This is a genomic window from Rhizobium acaciae (genome assembly GCF_025941625.1).
GTDB lineage: Bacteria > Pseudomonadota > Alphaproteobacteria > Rhizobiales > Rhizobiaceae > Rhizobium > Rhizobium acaciae.
Map to the genome: position 1 here is coordinate 190,414 of NZ_JAPCZO010000006.1, position 18,207 is coordinate 208,620.

The 18,207-nt window shown below is 59.5% G+C and carries 18 protein-coding genes; 16 read left to right on the plus strand and 2 right to left on the minus strand.

Features of this window, described 5'->3' with window-relative positions; translation table 11 throughout:
* The first annotated feature begins 1 nt into the window (after position 1).
* Positions 2-1,702 (plus strand): glycoside hydrolase family 32 protein, encoded by a 1,701-nt coding sequence (locus OLZ32_RS11935; RefSeq protein ID WP_264421154.1) that lies wholly within the window; start codon positions 2-4, stop codon positions 1,700-1,702.
* A 13-nt stretch (positions 1,703-1,715) separates the two neighbouring features.
* Positions 1,716-2,762, plus strand: a complete 1,047-nt coding sequence (locus OLZ32_RS11940) for an ABC transporter ATP-binding protein (RefSeq protein ID WP_264396169.1) — start codon at positions 1,716-1,718, stop codon at positions 2,760-2,762.
* A gap of 233 nt (positions 2,763-2,995) precedes the next feature.
* On the opposite strand, the gene OLZ32_RS11945 is transcribed toward OLZ32_RS11940, so the two are convergent.
* Positions 2,996-3,862: a helix-turn-helix domain-containing protein gene (locus OLZ32_RS11945; protein WP_264396170.1), complete on the minus strand. Its 867-nt coding sequence runs from the start codon at positions 3,860-3,862 to the stop codon at positions 2,996-2,998.
* A gap of 99 nt (positions 3,863-3,961) precedes the next feature.
* On the opposite strand from OLZ32_RS11945, the gene melA reads away from it, so the two are divergent.
* The 9 genes from melA (at position 3,962) to OLZ32_RS11990 (ending at position 13,675) form a co-directional block, all read left to right on the plus strand.
* Complete coding sequence (melA, locus tag OLZ32_RS11950; RefSeq protein WP_017991682.1) at positions 3,962-5,278, plus strand: alpha-glucosidase/alpha-galactosidase; 1,317 nt, start codon at positions 3,962-3,964, stop codon at positions 5,276-5,278.
* A 189-nt stretch (positions 5,279-5,467) separates the two neighbouring features.
* Entirely contained in the window at positions 5,468-6,262 is a 795-nt protein-coding gene (locus OLZ32_RS11955; RefSeq protein WP_264396171.1) for a DeoR/GlpR family DNA-binding transcription regulator, read from the plus strand.
* On the plus strand, positions 6,259-7,218 hold the full coding sequence (locus OLZ32_RS11960) for an N-acetylglucosamine kinase (RefSeq protein ID WP_017991680.1): 960 nt from the start codon (positions 6,259-6,261) through the stop codon (positions 7,216-7,218). The genes OLZ32_RS11955 and OLZ32_RS11960 overlap by 4 nt, the downstream gene beginning before the upstream one ends.
* A gap of 31 nt (positions 7,219-7,249) precedes the next feature.
* Complete coding sequence (locus OLZ32_RS11965) at positions 7,250-8,506, plus strand: ABC transporter substrate-binding protein (RefSeq protein WP_003550736.1); 1,257 nt, start codon at positions 7,250-7,252, stop codon at positions 8,504-8,506.
* Positions 8,503-9,420 carry a carbohydrate ABC transporter permease gene (locus OLZ32_RS11970; protein WP_264396172.1) on the plus strand — a complete coding sequence of 306 codons (918 nt, stop codon included), beginning with the start codon at positions 8,503-8,505 and terminating at the stop codon, positions 9,418-9,420. Before OLZ32_RS11965 ends, OLZ32_RS11970 begins: the two co-directional genes overlap by 4 nt.
* A gap of 23 nt (positions 9,421-9,443) precedes the next feature.
* Positions 9,444-10,277, plus strand: coding sequence for a carbohydrate ABC transporter permease (locus OLZ32_RS11975; protein ID WP_020486869.1), 834 nt, complete (start codon positions 9,444-9,446; stop codon positions 10,275-10,277).
* A gap of 11 nt (positions 10,278-10,288) precedes the next feature.
* Entirely contained in the window at positions 10,289-11,242 is a 954-nt protein-coding gene (locus tag OLZ32_RS11980) for an SIS domain-containing protein (RefSeq protein WP_003550744.1), read from the plus strand.
* The gene (locus OLZ32_RS11985) at positions 11,239-12,537 is read left to right on the plus strand and encodes a D-tagatose-bisphosphate aldolase, class II, non-catalytic subunit (protein ID WP_264396173.1); all 1,299 of its coding nucleotides are present in this window, start codon (positions 11,239-11,241) and stop codon (positions 12,535-12,537) included. The genes OLZ32_RS11980 and OLZ32_RS11985 overlap by 4 nt, the downstream gene beginning before the upstream one ends.
* Positions 12,538-12,604: 67 nt before the next feature.
* Positions 12,605-13,675 carry an ABC transporter ATP-binding protein gene (locus OLZ32_RS11990; protein ID WP_017991676.1) on the plus strand — a complete coding sequence of 357 codons (1,071 nt, stop codon included), beginning with the start codon at positions 12,605-12,607 and terminating at the stop codon, positions 13,673-13,675.
* Between the two features lie 99 nt (positions 13,676-13,774).
* Here the strand turns inward: OLZ32_RS11990 and OLZ32_RS11995 are convergent, their stop codons facing one another.
* Positions 13,775-14,455: a redoxin domain-containing protein gene (locus OLZ32_RS11995; RefSeq protein ID WP_003550751.1), complete on the minus strand. Its 681-nt coding sequence runs from the start codon at positions 14,453-14,455 to the stop codon at positions 13,775-13,777.
* A gap of 302 nt (positions 14,456-14,757) precedes the next feature.
* On the opposite strand from OLZ32_RS11995, the gene OLZ32_RS12000 reads away from it, so the two are divergent.
* The 5 genes from OLZ32_RS12000 to OLZ32_RS12020 all read left to right on the plus strand — a co-directional run bounded on the left by OLZ32_RS12000 (position 14,758) and on the right by OLZ32_RS12020 (position 18,205).
* Complete coding sequence (locus OLZ32_RS12000) at positions 14,758-14,925, plus strand: hypothetical protein (RefSeq protein WP_003550753.1); 168 nt, start codon at positions 14,758-14,760, stop codon at positions 14,923-14,925.
* Positions 14,926-14,949: 24 nt separating this feature from the next.
* The gene (locus OLZ32_RS12005) at positions 14,950-15,414 is read left to right on the plus strand and encodes an NUDIX domain-containing protein (RefSeq protein ID WP_003550755.1); all 465 of its coding nucleotides are present in this window, start codon (positions 14,950-14,952) and stop codon (positions 15,412-15,414) included.
* Positions 15,415-15,587: 173 nt separating this feature from the next.
* Positions 15,588-15,869 carry a hypothetical protein gene (locus OLZ32_RS39365; protein WP_020487077.1) on the plus strand — a complete coding sequence of 94 codons (282 nt, stop codon included), beginning with the start codon at positions 15,588-15,590 and terminating at the stop codon, positions 15,867-15,869.
* 387 nt (positions 15,870-16,256) lie between these two features.
* Positions 16,257-17,132, plus strand: coding sequence for a DMT family transporter (locus OLZ32_RS12015; RefSeq protein WP_264396174.1), 876 nt, complete (start codon positions 16,257-16,259; stop codon positions 17,130-17,132).
* Positions 17,133-17,290: 158 nt separating this feature from the next.
* Positions 17,291-18,205, plus strand: coding sequence for an ABC transporter permease (locus OLZ32_RS12020; protein WP_003550760.1), 915 nt, complete (start codon positions 17,291-17,293; stop codon positions 18,203-18,205).
* Positions 18,206-18,207 lie beyond the last annotated feature (2 nt).

The following is an 18,207-nucleotide window of genomic DNA, read 5'->3' on the forward strand; positions in this document are numbered from 1 at the left end:
CATGTCTCTGCAGGCAAAATCCGAAACGTCAGCACCTGAAACCATTGAAGCGGAACTGCCCGAAGGCACGGTGCTGCATCTCTGGCTGAAGGCGCGCCATGCCGGCGGCGAGGCGAAGCTCTTCGTCGCCGTTGATGGCAACGACATCGGCGAGCTCTCGACCCGCCGCACAGGGGAATTTGAGTTCTTCGCTGTGACGCTCGCGAAGGGCGGTCGTGCCACGCTGTCTTATGATGCGACAAGCACAGCGCTCTCCGTCGCTTACGCCTTTCGGCCGGAAACCGTGATGAAGGAGGGCATCCGCGTCCTGCACAGCGATGCCCGCACCGCCGCCCCCGACCTGCCCGACAGCTACCATTTCCGCCCGCCCTTCGGCTGGATGAACGATCCGAACGGTTTTGGACGGTTCGGCGAAAACGCTCACCTCTTCTACCAGCATTATCCTCATGAGCCGCGCTGGAACACTATGCACTGGGGTCATGCCGTCTCGAAGGATTTCGTCCGCTGGAGGCATCTGCCCATATTCCTCTTTCCGGCGGTGCATCTATCGGAAAAGGACGATGGCCGCGGCGGTGCCTTCTCCGGCTCGGCGATCCCCGGCGCCGGCCCGGAAGGCGAGGAGATCCGCGTCTTCTACACCGAGCATGTGCGTGACCGGCAACCGGAAGAGCAAATCCAGCTTTCCGCCGTCAGCCGCGACGGCATCGTCGCCGGTCCGTCGGAAATCGTGATGCCGCTGCGCCCGGAAGGCTTGAACCTCACCACCGATTTCCGCGACCCCTATGTCTTCAAAGGCCCGGACGGGCGCTGGAAGATGCTGCTCGGCAGCCGCGACAGGCAGGGCGGCGTCGTACTGCTCTATGAAACTGCAGACGCGCAAGGCGCCGATGGCTGGACCTTCCTCGGCATCGTCCATCGTGAGGACGGTTTCGGCATGACGGCGGCGGAATGCCCCTGCATGGTGCCGCTTTCCGGCAAAAACGGAAAAACCCGCTGGGCGCTGATCTTCGGTCTGCTCACCAGCCGCGACCCGGCCACCGGCCGCCGCAATCTCACCTCCGTCACCGTCGGCGGTTTCGATGGCCGTACCTTCACTGCGGAGTTCGTGCAGGAGTTGGATTTCGGTTCGGATGCCTATGCCTTCCAGGCCTTCGTTGATGGCAACGACCCGGTCGGCATCGCCTGGCTCGCCAACTGGACGGATTTTTCCAAGAAGGACGATTTCCCGACGACCATGACCCTACCGCGCAGCGTGCTTCTCGACGGCGACACCGTGCTGACCCCGCCGGTCGCAGCCGTCGAAAGCCTGCGCCATCAGTTGCTGGACGACACCGCGCTTGCCGCCGGCAAGACCGTGCCACTCGGCACCGGCGCCGTCGAGATCGTCCTTGATCTCACCGAGCCGGGCGCCGCCTTCGATCTCACCTTCGATCATCCGGATGTCGATCTAGGCGTGAAACTCGATGCCGATGGTCTGGCGATTGTCTTCGACGCTTGCACCGGTATGACGCCGCCACGTTACGTCGCCACCGGCGCGAAACCGTCCAGCCTGCGCATCTTCCTCGATGCCGGCTCCATCGAGGTCTTCGCTGACAACGGCCGCTGGACGGGGTCCAAGCGCATTCCGGGCTTTGCCGCCGTACGTTCGGCAACGCTCGCTGGCGCCGTCGCCGGGGCCGGCGTCTGGCAACTGAAACTGTGAGGGAGGACAGACAATGGCATCGGTAGCAATCGACCGGGTTCAGAAGCAATACGGCGCGGCCTCCGTTATCCACGGAGTTTCCGCGGATATCGAGGACGGTGAGTTCGTCACGCTCGTCGGGCCGTCCGGCTGCGGCAAGTCCACGCTTCTGCGCATGCTGGCGGGGCTAGAGGATATCAGCGGCGGTGAAATCCGCATCGACGGTCGCGTCATGAACGACGTCGCGCCGAAGGAGCGCGATATCGCCATGGTGTTCCAGTCCTACGCGCTCTATCCGCATATGACGGTGCGCGAAAATATGGGCTTTGCCCTGAAGCTGCAGGGGCGCGATAAGGCGACAATCAACAAGCTGGTGAGCGAAGCCGCCGGCATTCTCGCACTTGAACCCCTGCTGGAACGCCTGCCGAAACAGCTTTCCGGCGGCCAGCGCCAGCGCGTCGCCATGGGCCGCGCCATCGTACGCCATCCGAAAGTGTTCCTCTTTGACGAGCCGCTGTCCAACCTCGACGCCAAGCTGCGGGTGACCATGCGCAGCGAGATCAAGGAGCTGCATCAGCGCCTTGGCACGACCATCGTTTATGTCACCCACGACCAGATCGAGGCGATGACCATGGCCGACAAGATCGTCGTCATGCGCGCCGGCCGCATCGAGCAGATCGGCAAGCCGCTGGATCTCTACGACCGTCCAGATAACACCTTCGTCGCCGCCTTCATCGGCTCGCCGTCGATGAACCTCTTCGAGGGCGGCATCAGCGACGGCAGCTTCCGTATCGGAGGCGGTGTTTCCCTGCCGCTTCCGCCGCAATCGAGCCAAAGCGCGGCGCGCACCTACGGCATCCGTCCTGAGGACCTCGACATTGCGGAGACGGGCATTCCGGCCACCGTGCTGACTGTCGAGCCGACCGGTGCGGAGACCCATCTTTCGGTGCGTGTCGGCACGCAGACGGCAACCATCGTGCTGCACCGGCGGGTGGATTTAAAGCCCGACCAGCAAATCCACCTCGCGCCCAAATCCGAGAAAATCCACCTCTTCTCCACCGAAGGCAATCGGATAGACTGATCCCCCGGCGCCTCCCGCTGAGCCGCGTCCGTCATTTGACGGACGTGTTCGGTTCCGGTGCCGTGATGACTGATCTTATGGCAGAGGTTCAGCGGGAGGCCACGCGCGCTCACGAACGAAAAGATCAAATAGTTTGTTCGGCGGACCACTGAACTACTACCCTCACATAACCGCAACTGGTGTTTTCGAGATAAAAAATCCACCGCAATAACAGGTCGTTGGTCCATATCCCGTTAAGGCGCTGGAGTGTTCTTGGAGTTCACCGCTTCCCGGAAATGACGGGGGGTCGTACCCGTTCGCTCCTTGAAAATCTCGTAGAAGCGACTGCTGGAACCAAACCCGCAGTCAAAACCGATCTGGAGGACCGGATCGTCCGTGTCCGTCAGCAGCTGCATCGCCCGGGCAATGCGATGTCGGGTCAGGTATTCGTTGACTGATATTCCCAAAACCTTTCGGAAAGCGCTGTTGGCGGTGCTTGGATGCATGCCCGCGAGTTTTGCGAGGCCGGGTACGCTTACCGGATCTGCGTAGCGGGAATTGATGAGGTCGATCAGCAGCTCGACGTGTCGCACCGCCTGGCCGGCCAACGATGTCGGAGAGACATGGGTTGGCGAATTGTCGCTTTCAGCATTGTCCAGGATCAGACGTCGTATTCGCAGTCGCGCTTCCTCCACGACCAGTTTCCGTCTTGCCGCACTGCCGCACTGCCATTCCTTTTCCCATCTTGGGAGGATCAAAGCATCCATCGTTTCCTGATTTCCCTGTGCCAGAAATCTCCCCTGCATGATCGACTGCCTTGCCTTTCTGTCCACCGGCAGACCCAGGAAATCGACAAGGGGAAGATAGAGGCACACCAGCGGCGCATTTTCGCTGACAGCGATCGTCTGATGCGGAATTGCGGCCCAGAATAAGACCAGGCGGCCGGCCTCCACCTGTTCCTGCCTTCCATTAAAAAGGTAGGTCATCTGGCCTGCCATGAGCAGATTTATTTCAACGTGGTCGTGCCAATGCGGTGCGGCCATCGCATCAGCGATGTGACGCTCGATCAGGAACTCCCCTCGGGATCCAATCCATTCACCGCGGCTTTGGGTATGTTTCATGTGTGCAAGACTCGAATTCCGGAATTAATAGGCCGATGCCGGGAAGAAATTCTGATCCAGAAGGAGCAATAAGCAATCACAACCGATAGGGAGATTGCAATGCCGAAGATTTGCCTGGTAGGCGCTGGGAGCACCGTTTTTGCTCAGAACATTCTAGGAGATGTCCTGTCTTCACAGAGAGGCGGCGACTACGTCATCAGCCTCTTCGATATCGATCCAGAGCGACTGAAGACCTCAGAGATCGTTGCTCGCCGGATCTGCGAGTCGCTTAAGCTTTCAAACGTCAGGATAGACGCCACGCTCGACCGGCGGGAAGCGTTGCGCGGTTCCGATTTCGTGATCCTCATGATGCAGGTCGGTGGCTACAAACCGGCGACCGTCACGGACTTCGACATTCCGAAAAAATATGGCTTGCGTCAGACGATCGCCGACACCCTTGGCATCGGCGGCATTTTCCGCGGTTTGCGGACGATACCAGTCCTTGAGGCGATCTGCCGAGACATGCAGGAGGTCTGCCCGCAGGCTCTTCTGATGCAGTACGTCAACCCGATGGCCATCAACTGCTGGGCGATCAAGGATCTGGCCCCGGAAATCCGCACCGTCGGCTTGTGTCACAGTGTGCAGCACACAGCCGGGCATCTCGCGCAATGCCTCGGCGAGGACATTGCCGACGTGAACTATGTTTCGGCTGGGATCAACCACGTCGCCTTCTTCCTGAAATATGAGAAAGTTCATAGCGACGGACGGCGGGAAGATCTCTATCCGAGACTGAACGCTCTCGCCGCCGATGGCCGCGTCCCTCCGGACGATCGGGTGCGGTTCGATGTGCTCAAACGGCTTGGCCACTTCGTCACCGAATCCAGCGAGCATTTCTCCGAGTACACCTCCTGGTACATCAAGGAGGGACGAGGGGATCTCATCGATCAACTCAATATCCCGTTGGACGAATACATCCGGCGCTGCGAAGTGCAGATCAAAGAGTGGCATGCCCTGCGCAAGGAACTGGAAGGCGACATGCCGATCGAGGTGTGCCGCAGCAATGAATATGCGGCCGGCATCATTCATGCCGCGGTAACCGGCAACCCGGCGCTGATATACGGCAATGTCCCAAACAACGGCCTGATCGAGAATCTGCCCGATGAATGTATCGTGGAAGTGCCTTGCCATGTCGACAGAAACGGAATTCAGCCGGTCCGGGTCGGTCGGATCCCCTCTCAGCTTTCCGCCGTCATGAACTTGAGCGTTTCCGTTCAGCAGTTGACGGTCGAGGCGGCTCTTACAAAAAAACGCGAGCGCATCTACCAAGCCGCTCTGCTCGATCCGCATACGTCCGCGGAATTGTCGCCAGACCAAATCTGGAACCTTGTCGACGACCTGATCGATGCTCACGGCGATTTGTTGCCGAGATATCAGTGAGATCCCGCGGGTAAGCCAGCCACACGCGTATGGCAGTTCATTCGTTTTAGGCGCGCCGTGAATTCACGGCGCGTCTTTTTCATTCCAGCGTCATCCAATAACTCAAAAAACGTCAGAAAATTGATTGACACTGATCATTTGAAATGAAATCATGATCGAAATTGGGATCGGCCGTGAGGGAGGTTTTCGTTGAGCCAGGCAGTTGGAGTGAAGGTCGATCGACTGGATGCCATTCGCAGCCACCTCTACGCGAACGGCTCTTCGACTATTCAGGCGCTTGCCGATGCGATCGGAGCATCGCTTGCCACGGTTCGTAGAGACCTGCAGATCCTTGAGCAGGAGGGCGCCATTGATCGCGTGCATGGTGGAGCGCGCATTGCCGAGGGATCGTCGGTTGAGGTTGCATTTCAGGAGCGCGAAAAGCGCCATCTATCGGCCAAGCGGGCGATTGCCACCGCGGCCTACGACCTGCTTCATCCGCGTACGGCGATCTTTCTCGACGCGGGAACGACCGTCCTCCAGCTTGCGCGCCTCGTTCGCATCAACCCCATGCCGCTCAGGATATTCACCAACGGCCTGACGGTAGCGCAGGAATTCCTGAATGTTCCGAATTTGGAAGTGGTGCTTCTCGGCGGTCAGCTGCGCAGCGAGAATGCGTCGCTTGTCGGACCTCAGGCGGAGGCAATGCTGGAAACATTATGGTTCGACCAGCTCTTTCTTGGCGTCAGCGCCATCAGCTCCGACGGCGCGATCTACAGCGTGGACAGTGCGGAAGCGAGCCTCAACCGGCGCATGCTGGCTCGGTCGGCCAATCGTTTCGTCCTGGCCGATTCCTCGAAATTCGGAACCACGGCGACCTACAAGGTCGCTCCGCTGGACACCGCGAAAGTCATTACCGATTCCGGGCTTTCGCGGCATTGGCGCGAGGAGCTTGTCAACTTCGGCGTCGACGCAACAATCGCGGATCTGAGGGCGAAAGAGTGAGCGACGCGCTGATCCTCGGCATCGACGGTGGCGGAAGCAAGGTGCTGGTTGCCCTCGCGGACAAGCGTGGCCGGATATTGCGGCGTTCCCGCGGCCATGGCGTCAATCCCATGGACAATCCGAATTGGCTCCAGGAGTTGGAGCAGCATCTCCTTCCCTTTCGCGATGTAGGAAATCTGGCGGCCGTCGCCGCAGCGCTGCCCGCCTACGGCGAGGTTGAGCGCCTGTCGGCTCTACAGCGCGATGCGATCGAGCGCCTGTTCCCAAACGTCCACCGCCGCGTCCTCAACGATGTGGACGCGGCGCACCTCGGTGCTTTTGCCGGCGAGCCGGGTATCCTCATTCTTTCCGGCACGGGTTCAATGGCATGGGCGCGCAATTCCAAAGGCCGGTCGGCGCGCACCGGCGGCTGGGGAGATCTCATCGGTGACGAGGGCAGCAGCCATTGGATCGGGCAGAGGGCGCTCAATCTCGTCAGCCAAAGCTTGGACGGGCGTGCTCCGGCAACAGCTCTTGCAAAGGCCCTGTTTGACCACCTTCGCATCGACTTGAGCAATCCGATGAATGGACTCGGCGATTGGGCCAGCTCCCTGGCGAATGAACGGGCGGACATTGCAGCAATTTCGACCCTCGTCGATCAGGTCGCACTTGGCGGCGATAAAGGGGCGGTCGGGTTGATCGAGCAGGCCGCCGATGAATTGGCGAAGCATCATGCGGCAATTGCGGGCCATTGTGATCCGGATGCCGACTGGACCTATGCCGGCGGTACTTTTTCGAGCCGGCTTCTTTTGGAGGTGCTTGAACGGCGAATTGGCAGGCCTTCGGCTTTGCCGAAACTTCCCCCGATTGGCGGCGCGCTCCTGGCTGCCGCCCAGCTTCTCGGCTGGCCGTTAGACGACGGCTGGTTCGGGCAAATCGTGGCCACGGCCAAAGGCGGTGACTGCGCATCCCAGTGAATTGAGCTCAAGAATAATGAAGGATGGGAACATGCATAAATTGATCTTGCCTCTACTTGCATCGGCGGCCTTGGCAATCGCCGCACCCGCTCTTGGCCAGGACGCCAAGCCGCTTGCCGGTCAGTCGATCACGGTGCTCATGCCATCGCCGCAGGGACCGAACATCGCCTCTGACTTCGAGGCCGAAACCGGCATTCACGTCGACCTGCAGACCCTGTCGTGGGACGACATCCGCCCGAAGCTGGTGACCGCCTTGGTTGCCGGTACGGCGCCAGCGGATGTGACCGAATTCGATTGGTCCTGGACCGGTCAGTTCAGCGCGGCCGGTTGGTATATGCCGCTCAACGACGTGATCGACGCCGATACGCTGAAAGATATCGGCGTTGCCAAGATCTTCACGGTCGACGGCAAATTATTGGGAATTCCCTACACCAACGACTTCCGGGTGATGCTCGTCAACAAGAAGCATTTCGCGGATGCAGGCATCACCGAGATGCCGAAAACATTGGACGCCCTGGTCGCTGCAGCCAAGAAGATCAAGGAAAAAGGCATTGTCGACTATCCGATCGGCCTGCCGGTTTCAGCAACGGAAGGCGCGTCAACGAGCTGGTACCTGCTGACTAAGGCCTTCGGTGGCGAACTCTTCGACAAGGACTTCAATCCGCTCTTCACCTCGCCGGATTCGGCTGGTTACAAGGCGCTTGCTTTCGAGTTGATGCTCCTCAAGGAAGGGCTGGTCGATCCTGCGTCTACCGGCCTGAAGGATAGCCAGATCAATGAGAGCATGTTCGCGCAGGGCATCGCCAGCATCATGATCTCCGGTGAGCCTGGTCGTCTTGGCCAGATGAACGATCCCAAGCAGTCGAAAGTCGCCGGCCAAGTAGAGGCGATCCTCGTGCCGACTGCAAGCGGTGAAACGCGCAGCTTCGGCCTTCCAGAAGCGCTGGCTATTCCCAACGTCTCTCCCAACAAGGAGGCGGCGATCGCTTTCGTCAAATGGTTCACCAGCAAGGACTTCCAGAAGAAGAATGCCGTGAACGGCTTCCTTCCGACCCGCACGTCGGCGCTTTCCGAACTCAACGAGTCCGGAAAGCTGAACAGCGGTGACGCTCTCGTGGCGCAGTCCAAAACTGTTGAGCCGCTGTTCCCGCAAGGCACGCCGCCTTGGTATCCGCAATTTTCCAGCGGCGTAAACACAGCGATCAATAGCGCTGCCAAGGGACAGATGAGCGTCGACCAGGCGATGGAGGCTATCGCTTCCGCCGCCAAGCAGGCGATGGCGCAATGACAGCTTTGGCGTCCGAAGGGGCCACGAGCAAGCGTGGGGTCGGCTTCAACGCCGACGCCACGCTCGGCTTGCTGTTGGTGTCGCCCATCGTTGTCACGATGGCAGCTTTGGTCTTCTACCCGATGGGAAGAACCGTCTCGGACAGCCTGCACAGGGTCAACCCCATGCAGGCCGGCACGCCATTCATCGGCCTGGAAAACTACAGCCGAATGCTGTCGGATAGCCAGCTCGCGACGACGTGGAGCAACACGCTCACATACGTTGTTCTGGCCGTCGTCGCCGAAACCGTGTTCGGCGTTCTTGCCGCCGCTCTCATCAATCAGATCAAGGTCGGGCGGCAGTGGGTGCTCGCAGCAGTGATCTTGCCCTGGGCGCTGCCCGGCGTTGTGAATTCGGTCATTTGGCTTTGGATTTATCAACCTGGGGCGGGTCTGTTGAACGGCATTCTTTCGGCGCTCGGGCTCCCCTTCGAAAATCACGTCTGGTTCAACGATCGCACCAGCGCCATCGTCGCCGTAACAATCGTCCACGTCTGGCGCATGATGCCTTTGACGATCGTCATCGTCCTTGCGGCGATGCAGAGTATCCCTGCTCATCTCTATGAGGCTGCGCGGATCGATGGGGCCACGCGCGTTCAGATGTTCGCATTGGTAACCCTTCCGCTGGTTCGCAGTGCGATCGCTGTCGCCATGACGAACGCAACCGTGAACGCTTTCAATCTCTTCGACGAGGCCTGGGTTCTGGCGGGTGCCAGCCTCGAGACCCGACCGGTGCTCGTCCAGATCTACCTCGAAACCTTCCAGAATCTCCGCTTCTCGTATGGCATGGCGCTATCGGTCGTGATCACTCTCGTGTCTCTGCTGATTTCGCTCGTCTACGTCCTTCGTGTCTATCGCAACACACGGTTCGACTGATGAGATCTACTATCGCCTATCGAATGATGATTTGGACCGGTGTCGTCGTCCTGTTGATCTGGTCTTTGGGGCCGATCTACTGGACCATCGCGAGTTCGGTTACGCCAAGCGAAGACTTTTCGACGCGACCGATCAACTTCTTTCCGCAGCACTTTACGCTCGATCACTACTCCCGGCTGCTCGGCATCAATATCGCCCGGATCGGGGGTGTGGAGGTGTTCAAACAGTTCCGTGCCGCATTGCTCAATAGCGTGGTGACATCGATCGCCGCCACGCTGCTTTGCGTCGCGATATCCTCACTTGGGGCTTACGCGTTCACCAGACTGCAGTTTCCCGGCCGCAAAGCGCTTTTTGTCGCTGTCGTCGCGACTTTGGCCATTCCTGCCTACGCTGTCTTGATCCCGCTCTATCAGATCATGATCAAGCTGCATCTCGTCGATACCTATCTGGGCGTCTCGCTGATCTATGTCTCGGCATTCCTGCCCCTGTCGCTCTGGCTGCTGCGGAGCGTGTTCGAAGCTCTTCCGATCGCACTCGAAGAGGCGGCGCAACTCGACGGAGCGGGCCGGCTCTACATCTTCTTCAACATCGTCCTGCCGCTGGCCGGACCGGGTCTGACGGCAGCGGCGATCCTCACCTTCCTTGGTGCCTGGGGACAGTATCTCGTACCGCTCATTTTCTCGCCGCAGGCAACGAAGCCGCTAACGGTTCTGATCCCGGAATTCGTAACGAAGAACTTCATCGACTACGGGCTCATCACCGCGAGCGGCTCGATCGCCATCGTCATCCCCGCCCTCGTCGTCATTTTCCTCAACCGTTACCTCGTCAGCGGCCTGTTGGCTGGTTCTGTCAAATAATCGGAGACTTCATGAGCACGACCGAAAAGGTTATTTTCGAGCAATTTCCCTATTGGGAGAAGGCCATTGAATTGAATTCAGCCGACGACCGCGCGGAGCTGCTCGTCTTCGTCGGTTGCGGCACATCCTTCAATCTTGCGCTCTCGCTGGCGGCCTATGCCAATATGGCCGGACGCAAGGCAATCGCGGTCCCTGGTGCCGAATGGCAAAACCGGCCGTCGGCCTTCTGGCCCGAGTGGCGCAACACACACGTCGTTGCGCTTTCCCGGAGCGGCGAGACGACAGAAACAGTCGCCGCAGCAAAGGCAAGCCGGGCCGCCGGCGCCTTCGTGACGGCGATAACCGTTGAACCGGAAAGCTCTCTGGCGAAAAATTGCGATCGGATGGTCGCGGCCGAAACCCATCCGGATGAAGGTATCGTCATGACGGTCTCGGCGAGCCTCATGGTCCTTCTCGGTTTGCAGATGATCGGGCAGAAGGTTCCTGCCTCTGTCGTGAATTCGGCCCGCCAGCTGGCGAGCGCTCTCGATGCCGCGCTTCCTGGAATTATCGCAGACCGGTCGCACTTCGTCTTTCTCGGTGGCGGGCCGCTCTTCGGCGTCGCCCTGGAAGGAGCGCTCAAGCTCATGGAAATGAGCCAGATCATGACCCAGGCCTTCCACCCGCTGGAATACCGGCATGGGCCGATCAGCCTCGTTGACGGGAAGACGGTTGCGGTCATGCTGTACAGCTCCGACCAGAGGGAGGCGGAGACGAAACTGGTGGGAGAACTGAGAGAAAAAGGCGCGGTCGTTATCGGTGTGGGTGGTCCAGGCGATCTGGAACTCGCCGTTGATGTCGATCTGTCGCTTGCGGGTCTCGTTGTCCTTCCGGCGTTGCAGGTCCTCGGCGAGCGGGCCGCGCAGGCTCGGCATATCGATACGGTCTCTCCCCGTCACCTGACGAAGGTTGTAACGCTCGCATGACGCCGATCGAAGAGAACCGGCAGACCGCGCTGCGAAAGCTTTTCGGTGCCCGAAACCTGCCTTTTCCCCATGGCGTCACTTCGGTCTGCTCGGCGCATCCGCTGGTCATTGAGGCAGCCCTTCGGCGTGCCGGGATGGAACACCGGACGGTCCTCATCGAAGCCACCTGCAATCAGGTCAATCAGGAGGGCGGCTATACCGCGATGACGCCGGTGGACTTTCGCAGGTTCATCGAGGACATCGCCGCAGCGACTGATTTTCCAGCCGAACGCATCATCCTCGGAGGCGATCACCTCGGTCCCAACCCATGGAGAAAATTGGCGGCCGAGGAGGCAATGCTGCGCGCCGCGGCTATGGTGACGGCCTATGTCGAGGCAGGGTTTGAAAAGATTCACCTGGACGCGTCGATGGGCTGTGCCGGTGAACCAACGGCGCTCGATGACGAATTGACCGCGGCGCGGGCGGCTCGATTGGCAAAGGCCGCTGAGGAGGCCGCTCTTCGTTCAGGCCACCGTCCGCCCGTCTATATCATCGGAACCGAGGTGCCGCCTCCAGGTGGTGCAACGCACGCACTCGAAGAAATCGAAATTACCCGGGCCGATGCGGCGATGAAAACGCTGGCGGTTCACCGGGCGTCGTTTGCCGAAGCAGGTTTGGCGTCGGCAATGGAGCGGGTCATTGGGATCGTGGTTCAGCCGGGCGTGGAATTTGGAAACACGGACGTGGCGCTCTACAAGCCTGAACGGGCCAAGAGCCTCATTCGTTCGCTGGACGACATGCCGGGCTTGGTTTTCGAAGCACATTCCACCGACTACCAACCGGCCGAAGCCTTGTCTGCTCTCGTTGAGGGCGGCTTTGCAATCCTCAAGGTCGGACCAGGGCTGACTTTCGCGCTGCGCGAAGCGCTTTACGGTCTCGATGCGATCGCTGACGTGCTTGCCGGGAAGACGCCACGATCCGGACTGGTGACGACCATGGAAAAAATCATGGTCGAACAACCGGCAAGCTGGGCGGGCCACTATGGCGGCAGCCCCGATGAGGAGCGACTGCAACGACATTTCAGCTATAGTGATCGAATTCGCTATTACTGGCCGGATCCTCGCGCATCCGCCGCCGTCGGCGAATTGTTCAGCCGGCTCCCCGATGAAATTCCCGAAACTCTGATCAGCCAATATCTCGGCCGGCTATATTCCGACGTGGTGTCAAAGCGGGTCGCTCCGAAGGCCCGCGAACTCTGCCTTGCTGCGGTCGACGCGGCACTGGCGCCTTATTCAGCCGCCACGGCAATCCAATGAGCAATCGACAGCCGTGTCAGACGAGCGGCTGCGTCCCGAAGATACCAACATTCAGCCGGAGAAAGTTATGGCGTCAGTAAGTGTGGCGAATGCCCGCAAGAGCTACGGTCACTTCGAAGTTCTGCATGGGGTGGATATTGATATCCAAGACGGCGAATTCGTGATCCTGGTCGGTCCGTCCGGGTGCGGGAAGTCGACATTGTTGCGGATGATCGCCGGCCTCGAAGAGATTTCAGCTGGCCGGATATCGATCGGCAGCAAGGTCGTGAACAATGTCGCGCCAAAAGAACGCGATATCGCGATGGTTTTCCAGTCCTACGCGCTCTACCCCCATCTGACAGTCGAGGCGAATATGGGTTTTTCGCTGAAGCTGGCGAAAGCACCCAAGGAACAGACCAGGCAACGTGTTCGAGAGGCCGCTGAAATTCTGGGGCTCGCGCATCTGCTCGACAGATATCCGAAAAACCTGTCGGGTGGCCAACGCCAACGTGTGGCGATGGGCCGTGCCATCGTCAGAAATCCGCAGGTCTTCCTGTTTGATGAACCATTGTCGAACCTGGACGCGAAGCTGCGTGTCCAGATGCGTTCGGAAATCAAGCAACTGCATCAACGACTGAAGACAACGACCATTTACGTCACCCACGATCAGATCGAGGCGATGACGATGGCCGATCGGATTGTTGTGATGCGGGACGGCTTCGTCGAGCAGATAGGCTCGCCGCTCGATCTCTACGACCGGCCGGCAAACCTTTTCGTGGCGGGCTTCATCGGTTCGCCGGCGATGAACCTTATTCGAGGCCAAGTCAGCACTTCGGGGCCGCTGGAGTTGATCGCGGACGGTGGAGGTAGGTTGCCGCTGCCCGAAGCAGCGCCATTGGAACGCGGCGCACAGCTTATCTACGGCATTCGCCCTGAGCATCTCGCAATCGGACAAGGTCCTGTTGCCGCTGAGGTCGTCCTCGTCGAGCCCACTGGTGCTGAGATCCAGGTCACCACGAAGTTTGGTGCGGATCACCTCGTTGCGACGGTAAGAGAGCGCCTTGATCTCCACGCCGGCGACAAGATCGTCATTACCCCGGATCTCAGCAAACTGCATCTGTTCGACGCAAAAACCGAAAAGCGGTTGAGGTCCGTCTAACGTGGCGATTTTGCCGGACTGGCGGAACGTGACGTAGAGTCCAAGCTGATCACAGGTCGGAGACGAGTTCGCCAACGCGGGCGGATGGTTCGCTGCAGGTCAGCGTCCAAGGCTGCCGGCGGCGGCGATGATCTCCGCCGCGGTCGGGAAGATGGAGAGACTGTTCGGTCCGTCGAGCGCCTCGATTTGTGCCCAGCCGATGGTGCCGTTCGCATTGACCAGGAAGTGCCCGACGAGCTGGGTAGCGTGGTTCGCGAAGATCGCATGATCGGCTTCGTCAAGCTCGAAGTGATCCTTGGCGTTGAGCACCGTGTTGGCTTCCATCGGGTGCAGCGGTTCCGGCAACTCGCCCGTGGGATTGATGCGTGCCGCCTGGAACTGCGCCATCGTTGCGCCATAGGGCCATTCGGGCTGCTCGCAGCTCCCTTCGGGCAGGAACTCGCCATGCGGCACACCGTAGGCACGATGCGTGCGGCAGTCCGGGTCACATAGAAGTGTTATTGGCGTCGGCCGGTGGCGGAAATACAGGCGGGCGCGTTCCACCGGCGTGTTGATAACGGCCACAGTCTCCACCCCGGCGGCGCGCAAGGTCGGCTGTACGCCGGCAAGCTGTTCTAACTGGCGCCGGCAGAACGGGCAGTGCAGCCCGCGAAAGAACCCGATCACGAACGGGCGACCGCTCAAGTCGGCAAAAGAGACGGTTCCGTCGAAGTTGGCCGTGGCGAGTGCGAAGGCGGGGGCACTTTCTCCTGGTTGCAGCGGGCGTTTCTGGTCTCCCATGGAATATTTCCTTTGTCGTATCGTCTAAAGCGCGTCGCAATCTTTCGGATTCGCTCCTCGCGCTTTAGGTATTTGTTTTTACGCATGTCGTTGTCGCAAAACCGCTGCACACTTTTGCGCAACATGCTTTAGTGGACGACCGAAATTTAACTATATCACTTGCCGCAAGAAGGCCCAGCACTCGATGTTGAGAGCGCCGAATGTGGTTCGGCATGCCATTTGCCGCTCCGACCGGCGTCGAGAGCTTGCCGGTATCGATCGCCGCTCCTATCTTATTTAGAATAGACTAATGGAGCAACGAGATGGCGGAGCTTGTGGCCGACACTCTAATCGACAAGACGATTGAGATCATTCCACCGGAAGACACGAAAGAACAACCAGACAGTGCTGCTTGCCTTTGCTGCAAGCGCCAACGTCGGTGGATGGACGATGACGGCTGCGGCATCTGTGAGGAATGCCTGGCCTCGTAATCGACACAAGAAGGGTACAAGGAGATGGCAATCCGCAGCGCCGGACTTCTGCTATACCGGCGTGTTTCCAGCGACATCGAAGTGCTTCTCGTCCATCCGGGCGGTCCTTTCTGGGCTAGGAAAGACGAGGCTGCGTGGTCGATCCCGAAGGGGCTGATCGAGCCTGGAGAAGATGAGCTCGCGGCAGCAATAAGGGAAACTGCCGAAGAGCTGGGTGTAGCAGTCGATGGCAGGTTCACATCGTTGGGCGAATACCGGCAACCTGGCGGAAAGATGGTTGTCGCGTGGTCAATCGAAGCCGATCCGGTACTGGACGTGAATGCGATACAGAGTTCCGAATTTGAAATGGAATGGCCACCACGGTCAGGCCGGGTAAAGAGCTTTCCGGAGGTCGATCGAGCGGGGTGGTTTTCCCCGCCCGACGCAGCCATAAAGCTGTTGAAAGGGCAGCGACCGATGCTTGCCGACCTCCTGACGCATCTGGAATGATCGGCCCGAAATTATTGATTGAGCCGTCCGATCTCGCTTCACTCATGCGTGAGGTGCGCGGCAGCCATGAGTTGCTTCTGACAACAGCCATCCTATCTGACAGTCACCGCCACGTCACTGAAATCGAGAAAACGGAGCTGCGATCCGCCTTGAGCACGCGCGAGGAGACAATCATGAACGGCATTTCCAAAACCCTGAACGACATGACGCTCGTCGAACGTTCGAGCCTGCTCGACACCGTCGCCGACGCCTTGGAAGCAACGGCCGAGGAGGCGGAAGGTGAGGGCGACGCCCGCTTCGTGGCCAACTCCATCTGCGTCGCCAATACGATTCGCGGACTATCCGGGGACCTGACGCCACGCGATCTGCAGGCGGCCGAGTTGCTCCTTGAGCAGGGCATCATGCTCGTCCACCAGTTCTCGAACCGGGCGAAGACGAACGGAGTGATCCACTAGAACAGGATGATTTTAGGCCGGGTCGGCCTAAAATCTGAATCCTGTTCTAAATTAAGTAGTTGGAGCATGATGTCGTCCGAAAACCGCTCACACTTTTCGGCATCATGCTCTAACCGTGGGGTGAGGGCTCCCCCGTCAGCAATGCGCGCTTTCAGTGTGGACGGCGGCCGGCCGATTGAGATAAAGCCGTTAATCCGCGCTGGGGGATAGCGGATGCCGCCGGTCCCTGGTGAGAATGAGTGGTCTCCGCCGCGGCAAGCCGTGGGAGCGGGAGACTAGCAGACACGCCAGGAAGGCTTTATTTCCAATGGATTGCCGGTTCAACGCGCTGCCGTATCGAATGGCCGATATAGCAGAGTTCACCTTTGTTCGGTCAGGAGAAGCGTGATGCAGCCTGGTCGCACAGGACTTGCCGTCTGCTTGATGGTGGCCGCCGCTTTTTTAAATAGTTTCGACGCAGTCATTGTGCGTTTGCTGGCCGGCGACGTGCATCCATTGATGATCGGCTTTTTCCGGTCGTTTTTCGGACTTCTTGTCGTCACGCCCTGGATCGTGTCACGGGTCGACCTGAAATCCTCTCCCTATCGTGTTCTGCATGTCGTGCGTGCGGGTCTGAAGCTTGCCTCACTGGTTGCTTTGTTCGTCGCCTTTACGCACGCGCCACTCGCCGATGCCACGGCGATCAATTTCACCATGCCCATGTTTCTCGTTCTCGGTGCGTGGCTGGTGCTTAAGGAACATGTCGGCATCTCCAGCGTCGCCGGCATTGTCGCAGGTTTTATCGGCGTCACGATCATCATTCGCCCTGGAGCGTCCGGTTTCGACCAATGGCTGCTTTTTGCGCTGGCAGGAGCGGTCTTGACGGCGGCCAGCCAATTGATGCTGCGGCGGATGGCATTGAGGGATAGTGCCGACCGGCTGGTTGCATGGAATCTGATAGCGACGGTACCGCTCGGCCTGATCGTCATGCTGCCGGTCTGGTCGATACCGACCTGGAGCCAACTCGGACTGCTTGCCCTGCAAGGGGCACTCGGCGCACTTAACATGACGCTGATCACGCGCGCCTTCGGTATGGCGACCGCAAGCGTTCTGGCACCGCTCGACTTTCTCCGACTGCCCGTCGTGGCCCTTATGGCCTTCGCATTTTTCTCGGAAGTTCCGGCCGCACAGACGTGGATCGGCGCGGCGGTGATCATCGGCGCGGCCATTATCGGAACCCGCGGCATGACATGGCGACGCAAGCCGCCGGTTGATAAGCCCTAATGATTTTTGGGGTTCACAAAAATTTTAGATGCACTAATATTTCAGTTACAGCGACTGATCGTCGAGCCGTGCCTGTTGCCGGAGGGGTATGACAGGCAGCACAGACGAAGACGAAACCGGACATCACGACCCCATGGGGTTCACTCGGGAGGAGTGGCATGAAGAGTTTCATCGGCAAACGCGCGATCGCCAGTGGCGTATCGCTCGTGGTGCTTATCGTCATCGTGTTCTTCCTGTCCCGGCTGACGGGCGATCCGACCGACCTCTATCTGCCGATCGATGCGACCACGGAAATGCGCCAGCAATTCCGTGAGATGAACGGTTTCAACGATCCGTTGATCATCCAGTTCGGCCGTTACGTCTCGGATCTCGCACAGGGCAATTTCGGTCAGTCACTGCGACAGGCCCGTCCGGCCATGGATGTCGTGCTGGAGGCATTCGTGTGGACCTTCTGGCTGGCTGTCATCACCATGGCGCTGGTCACGGTCGCCGCGATCGTTATCGGTTCGCTCGCGGCGTTTCGCGTCGGCGGCGTCTTCGACCGTCTCGCCACTTTCTTCTCGCTGATCGGCGCTGCGGCGCCGGATTTCTGGCTGGCCATCGTGGCGATCGTCATTTTCGCCGTCAAACTACATGTCCTGCCGACATCGGGAACGGGAACTTTCTGGCACTGGGTCCTGCCGGTCAGCGTGCTGTTCATCCGGCCTTTCGGCCTGATCCTGCAGGTGGTCCGCGGCTCGATGATCAGTGTTCTGTCTTCCGCCTACGTGAAGACGGCCCGCGCCAAGGGAGTCCGTTCGAACTCAATCATCTTCATTCACGGACTGCGCAACGCCATGCTGCCGGTGATCACAGTCATCGGCGACCAGGCGGCCGCCATCCTGAACGGTGCCGTCGTCGTCGAGACGGTGTTTGGTTTTCCGGGCATCGGCAAGTTGATGATCGATTCCATTTTGCTTCGCGATTTCGCCGTCGTGCTGGCCGTCATCATGGTCTCGGCACTGGCGATCTTCATCATGAACCTGTTGATCGACATCGCCTATGCGCTGCTCGATCCGCGCATCCGGTATTGAGC

What these genes read in the sequence shown, in the direction of transcription:
- OLZ32_RS11980 (WP_003550744.1), top strand. Translation starts at nt 10,289, where the DNA reads ATGAGCACGACCGAAAAGGTTATTTTCGAGCAATTTCCCTATTGGGAG.
- melA (WP_017991682.1), top strand. Translation starts at nt 3,962, where the DNA reads ATGCCGAAGATTTGCCTGGTAGGCGCTGGGAGCACCGTTTTTGCTCAG.
- OLZ32_RS11985 (WP_264396173.1), top strand. Translation starts at nt 11,239, where the DNA reads ATGACGCCGATCGAAGAGAACCGGCAGACCGCGCTGCGAAAGCTTTTC.
- OLZ32_RS11965 (WP_003550736.1), top strand. Translation starts at nt 7,250, where the DNA reads ATGCATAAATTGATCTTGCCTCTACTTGCATCGGCGGCCTTGGCAATC.
- OLZ32_RS11945 (WP_264396170.1), bottom strand. Translation starts at nt 3,862, where the DNA reads ATGAAACATACCCAAAGCCGCGGTGAATGGATTGGATCCCGAGGGGAG.
- OLZ32_RS12005 (WP_003550755.1), top strand. Translation starts at nt 14,950, where the DNA reads ATGGCAATCCGCAGCGCCGGACTTCTGCTATACCGGCGTGTTTCCAGC.
- OLZ32_RS12000 (WP_003550753.1), top strand. Translation starts at nt 14,758, where the DNA reads ATGGCGGAGCTTGTGGCCGACACTCTAATCGACAAGACGATTGAGATC.
- OLZ32_RS11975 (WP_020486869.1), top strand. Translation starts at nt 9,444, where the DNA reads ATGATGATTTGGACCGGTGTCGTCGTCCTGTTGATCTGGTCTTTGGGG.
- OLZ32_RS11995 (WP_003550751.1), bottom strand. Translation starts at nt 14,455, where the DNA reads ATGGGAGACCAGAAACGCCCGCTGCAACCAGGAGAAAGTGCCCCCGCC.
- OLZ32_RS12020 (WP_003550760.1), top strand. Translation starts at nt 17,291, where the DNA reads ATGAAGAGTTTCATCGGCAAACGCGCGATCGCCAGTGGCGTATCGCTC.
- OLZ32_RS11970 (WP_264396172.1), top strand. Translation starts at nt 8,503, where the DNA reads ATGACAGCTTTGGCGTCCGAAGGGGCCACGAGCAAGCGTGGGGTCGGC.
- OLZ32_RS12015 (WP_264396174.1), top strand. Translation starts at nt 16,257, where the DNA reads ATGCAGCCTGGTCGCACAGGACTTGCCGTCTGCTTGATGGTGGCCGCC.
- OLZ32_RS11940 (WP_264396169.1), top strand. Translation starts at nt 1,716, where the DNA reads ATGGCATCGGTAGCAATCGACCGGGTTCAGAAGCAATACGGCGCGGCC.
- OLZ32_RS11990 (WP_017991676.1), top strand. Translation starts at nt 12,605, where the DNA reads ATGGCGTCAGTAAGTGTGGCGAATGCCCGCAAGAGCTACGGTCACTTC.
- OLZ32_RS39365 (WP_020487077.1), top strand. Translation starts at nt 15,588, where the DNA reads ATGAACGGCATTTCCAAAACCCTGAACGACATGACGCTCGTCGAACGT.
- OLZ32_RS11935 (WP_264421154.1), top strand. Translation starts at nt 2, where the DNA reads ATGTCTCTGCAGGCAAAATCCGAAACGTCAGCACCTGAAACCATTGAA.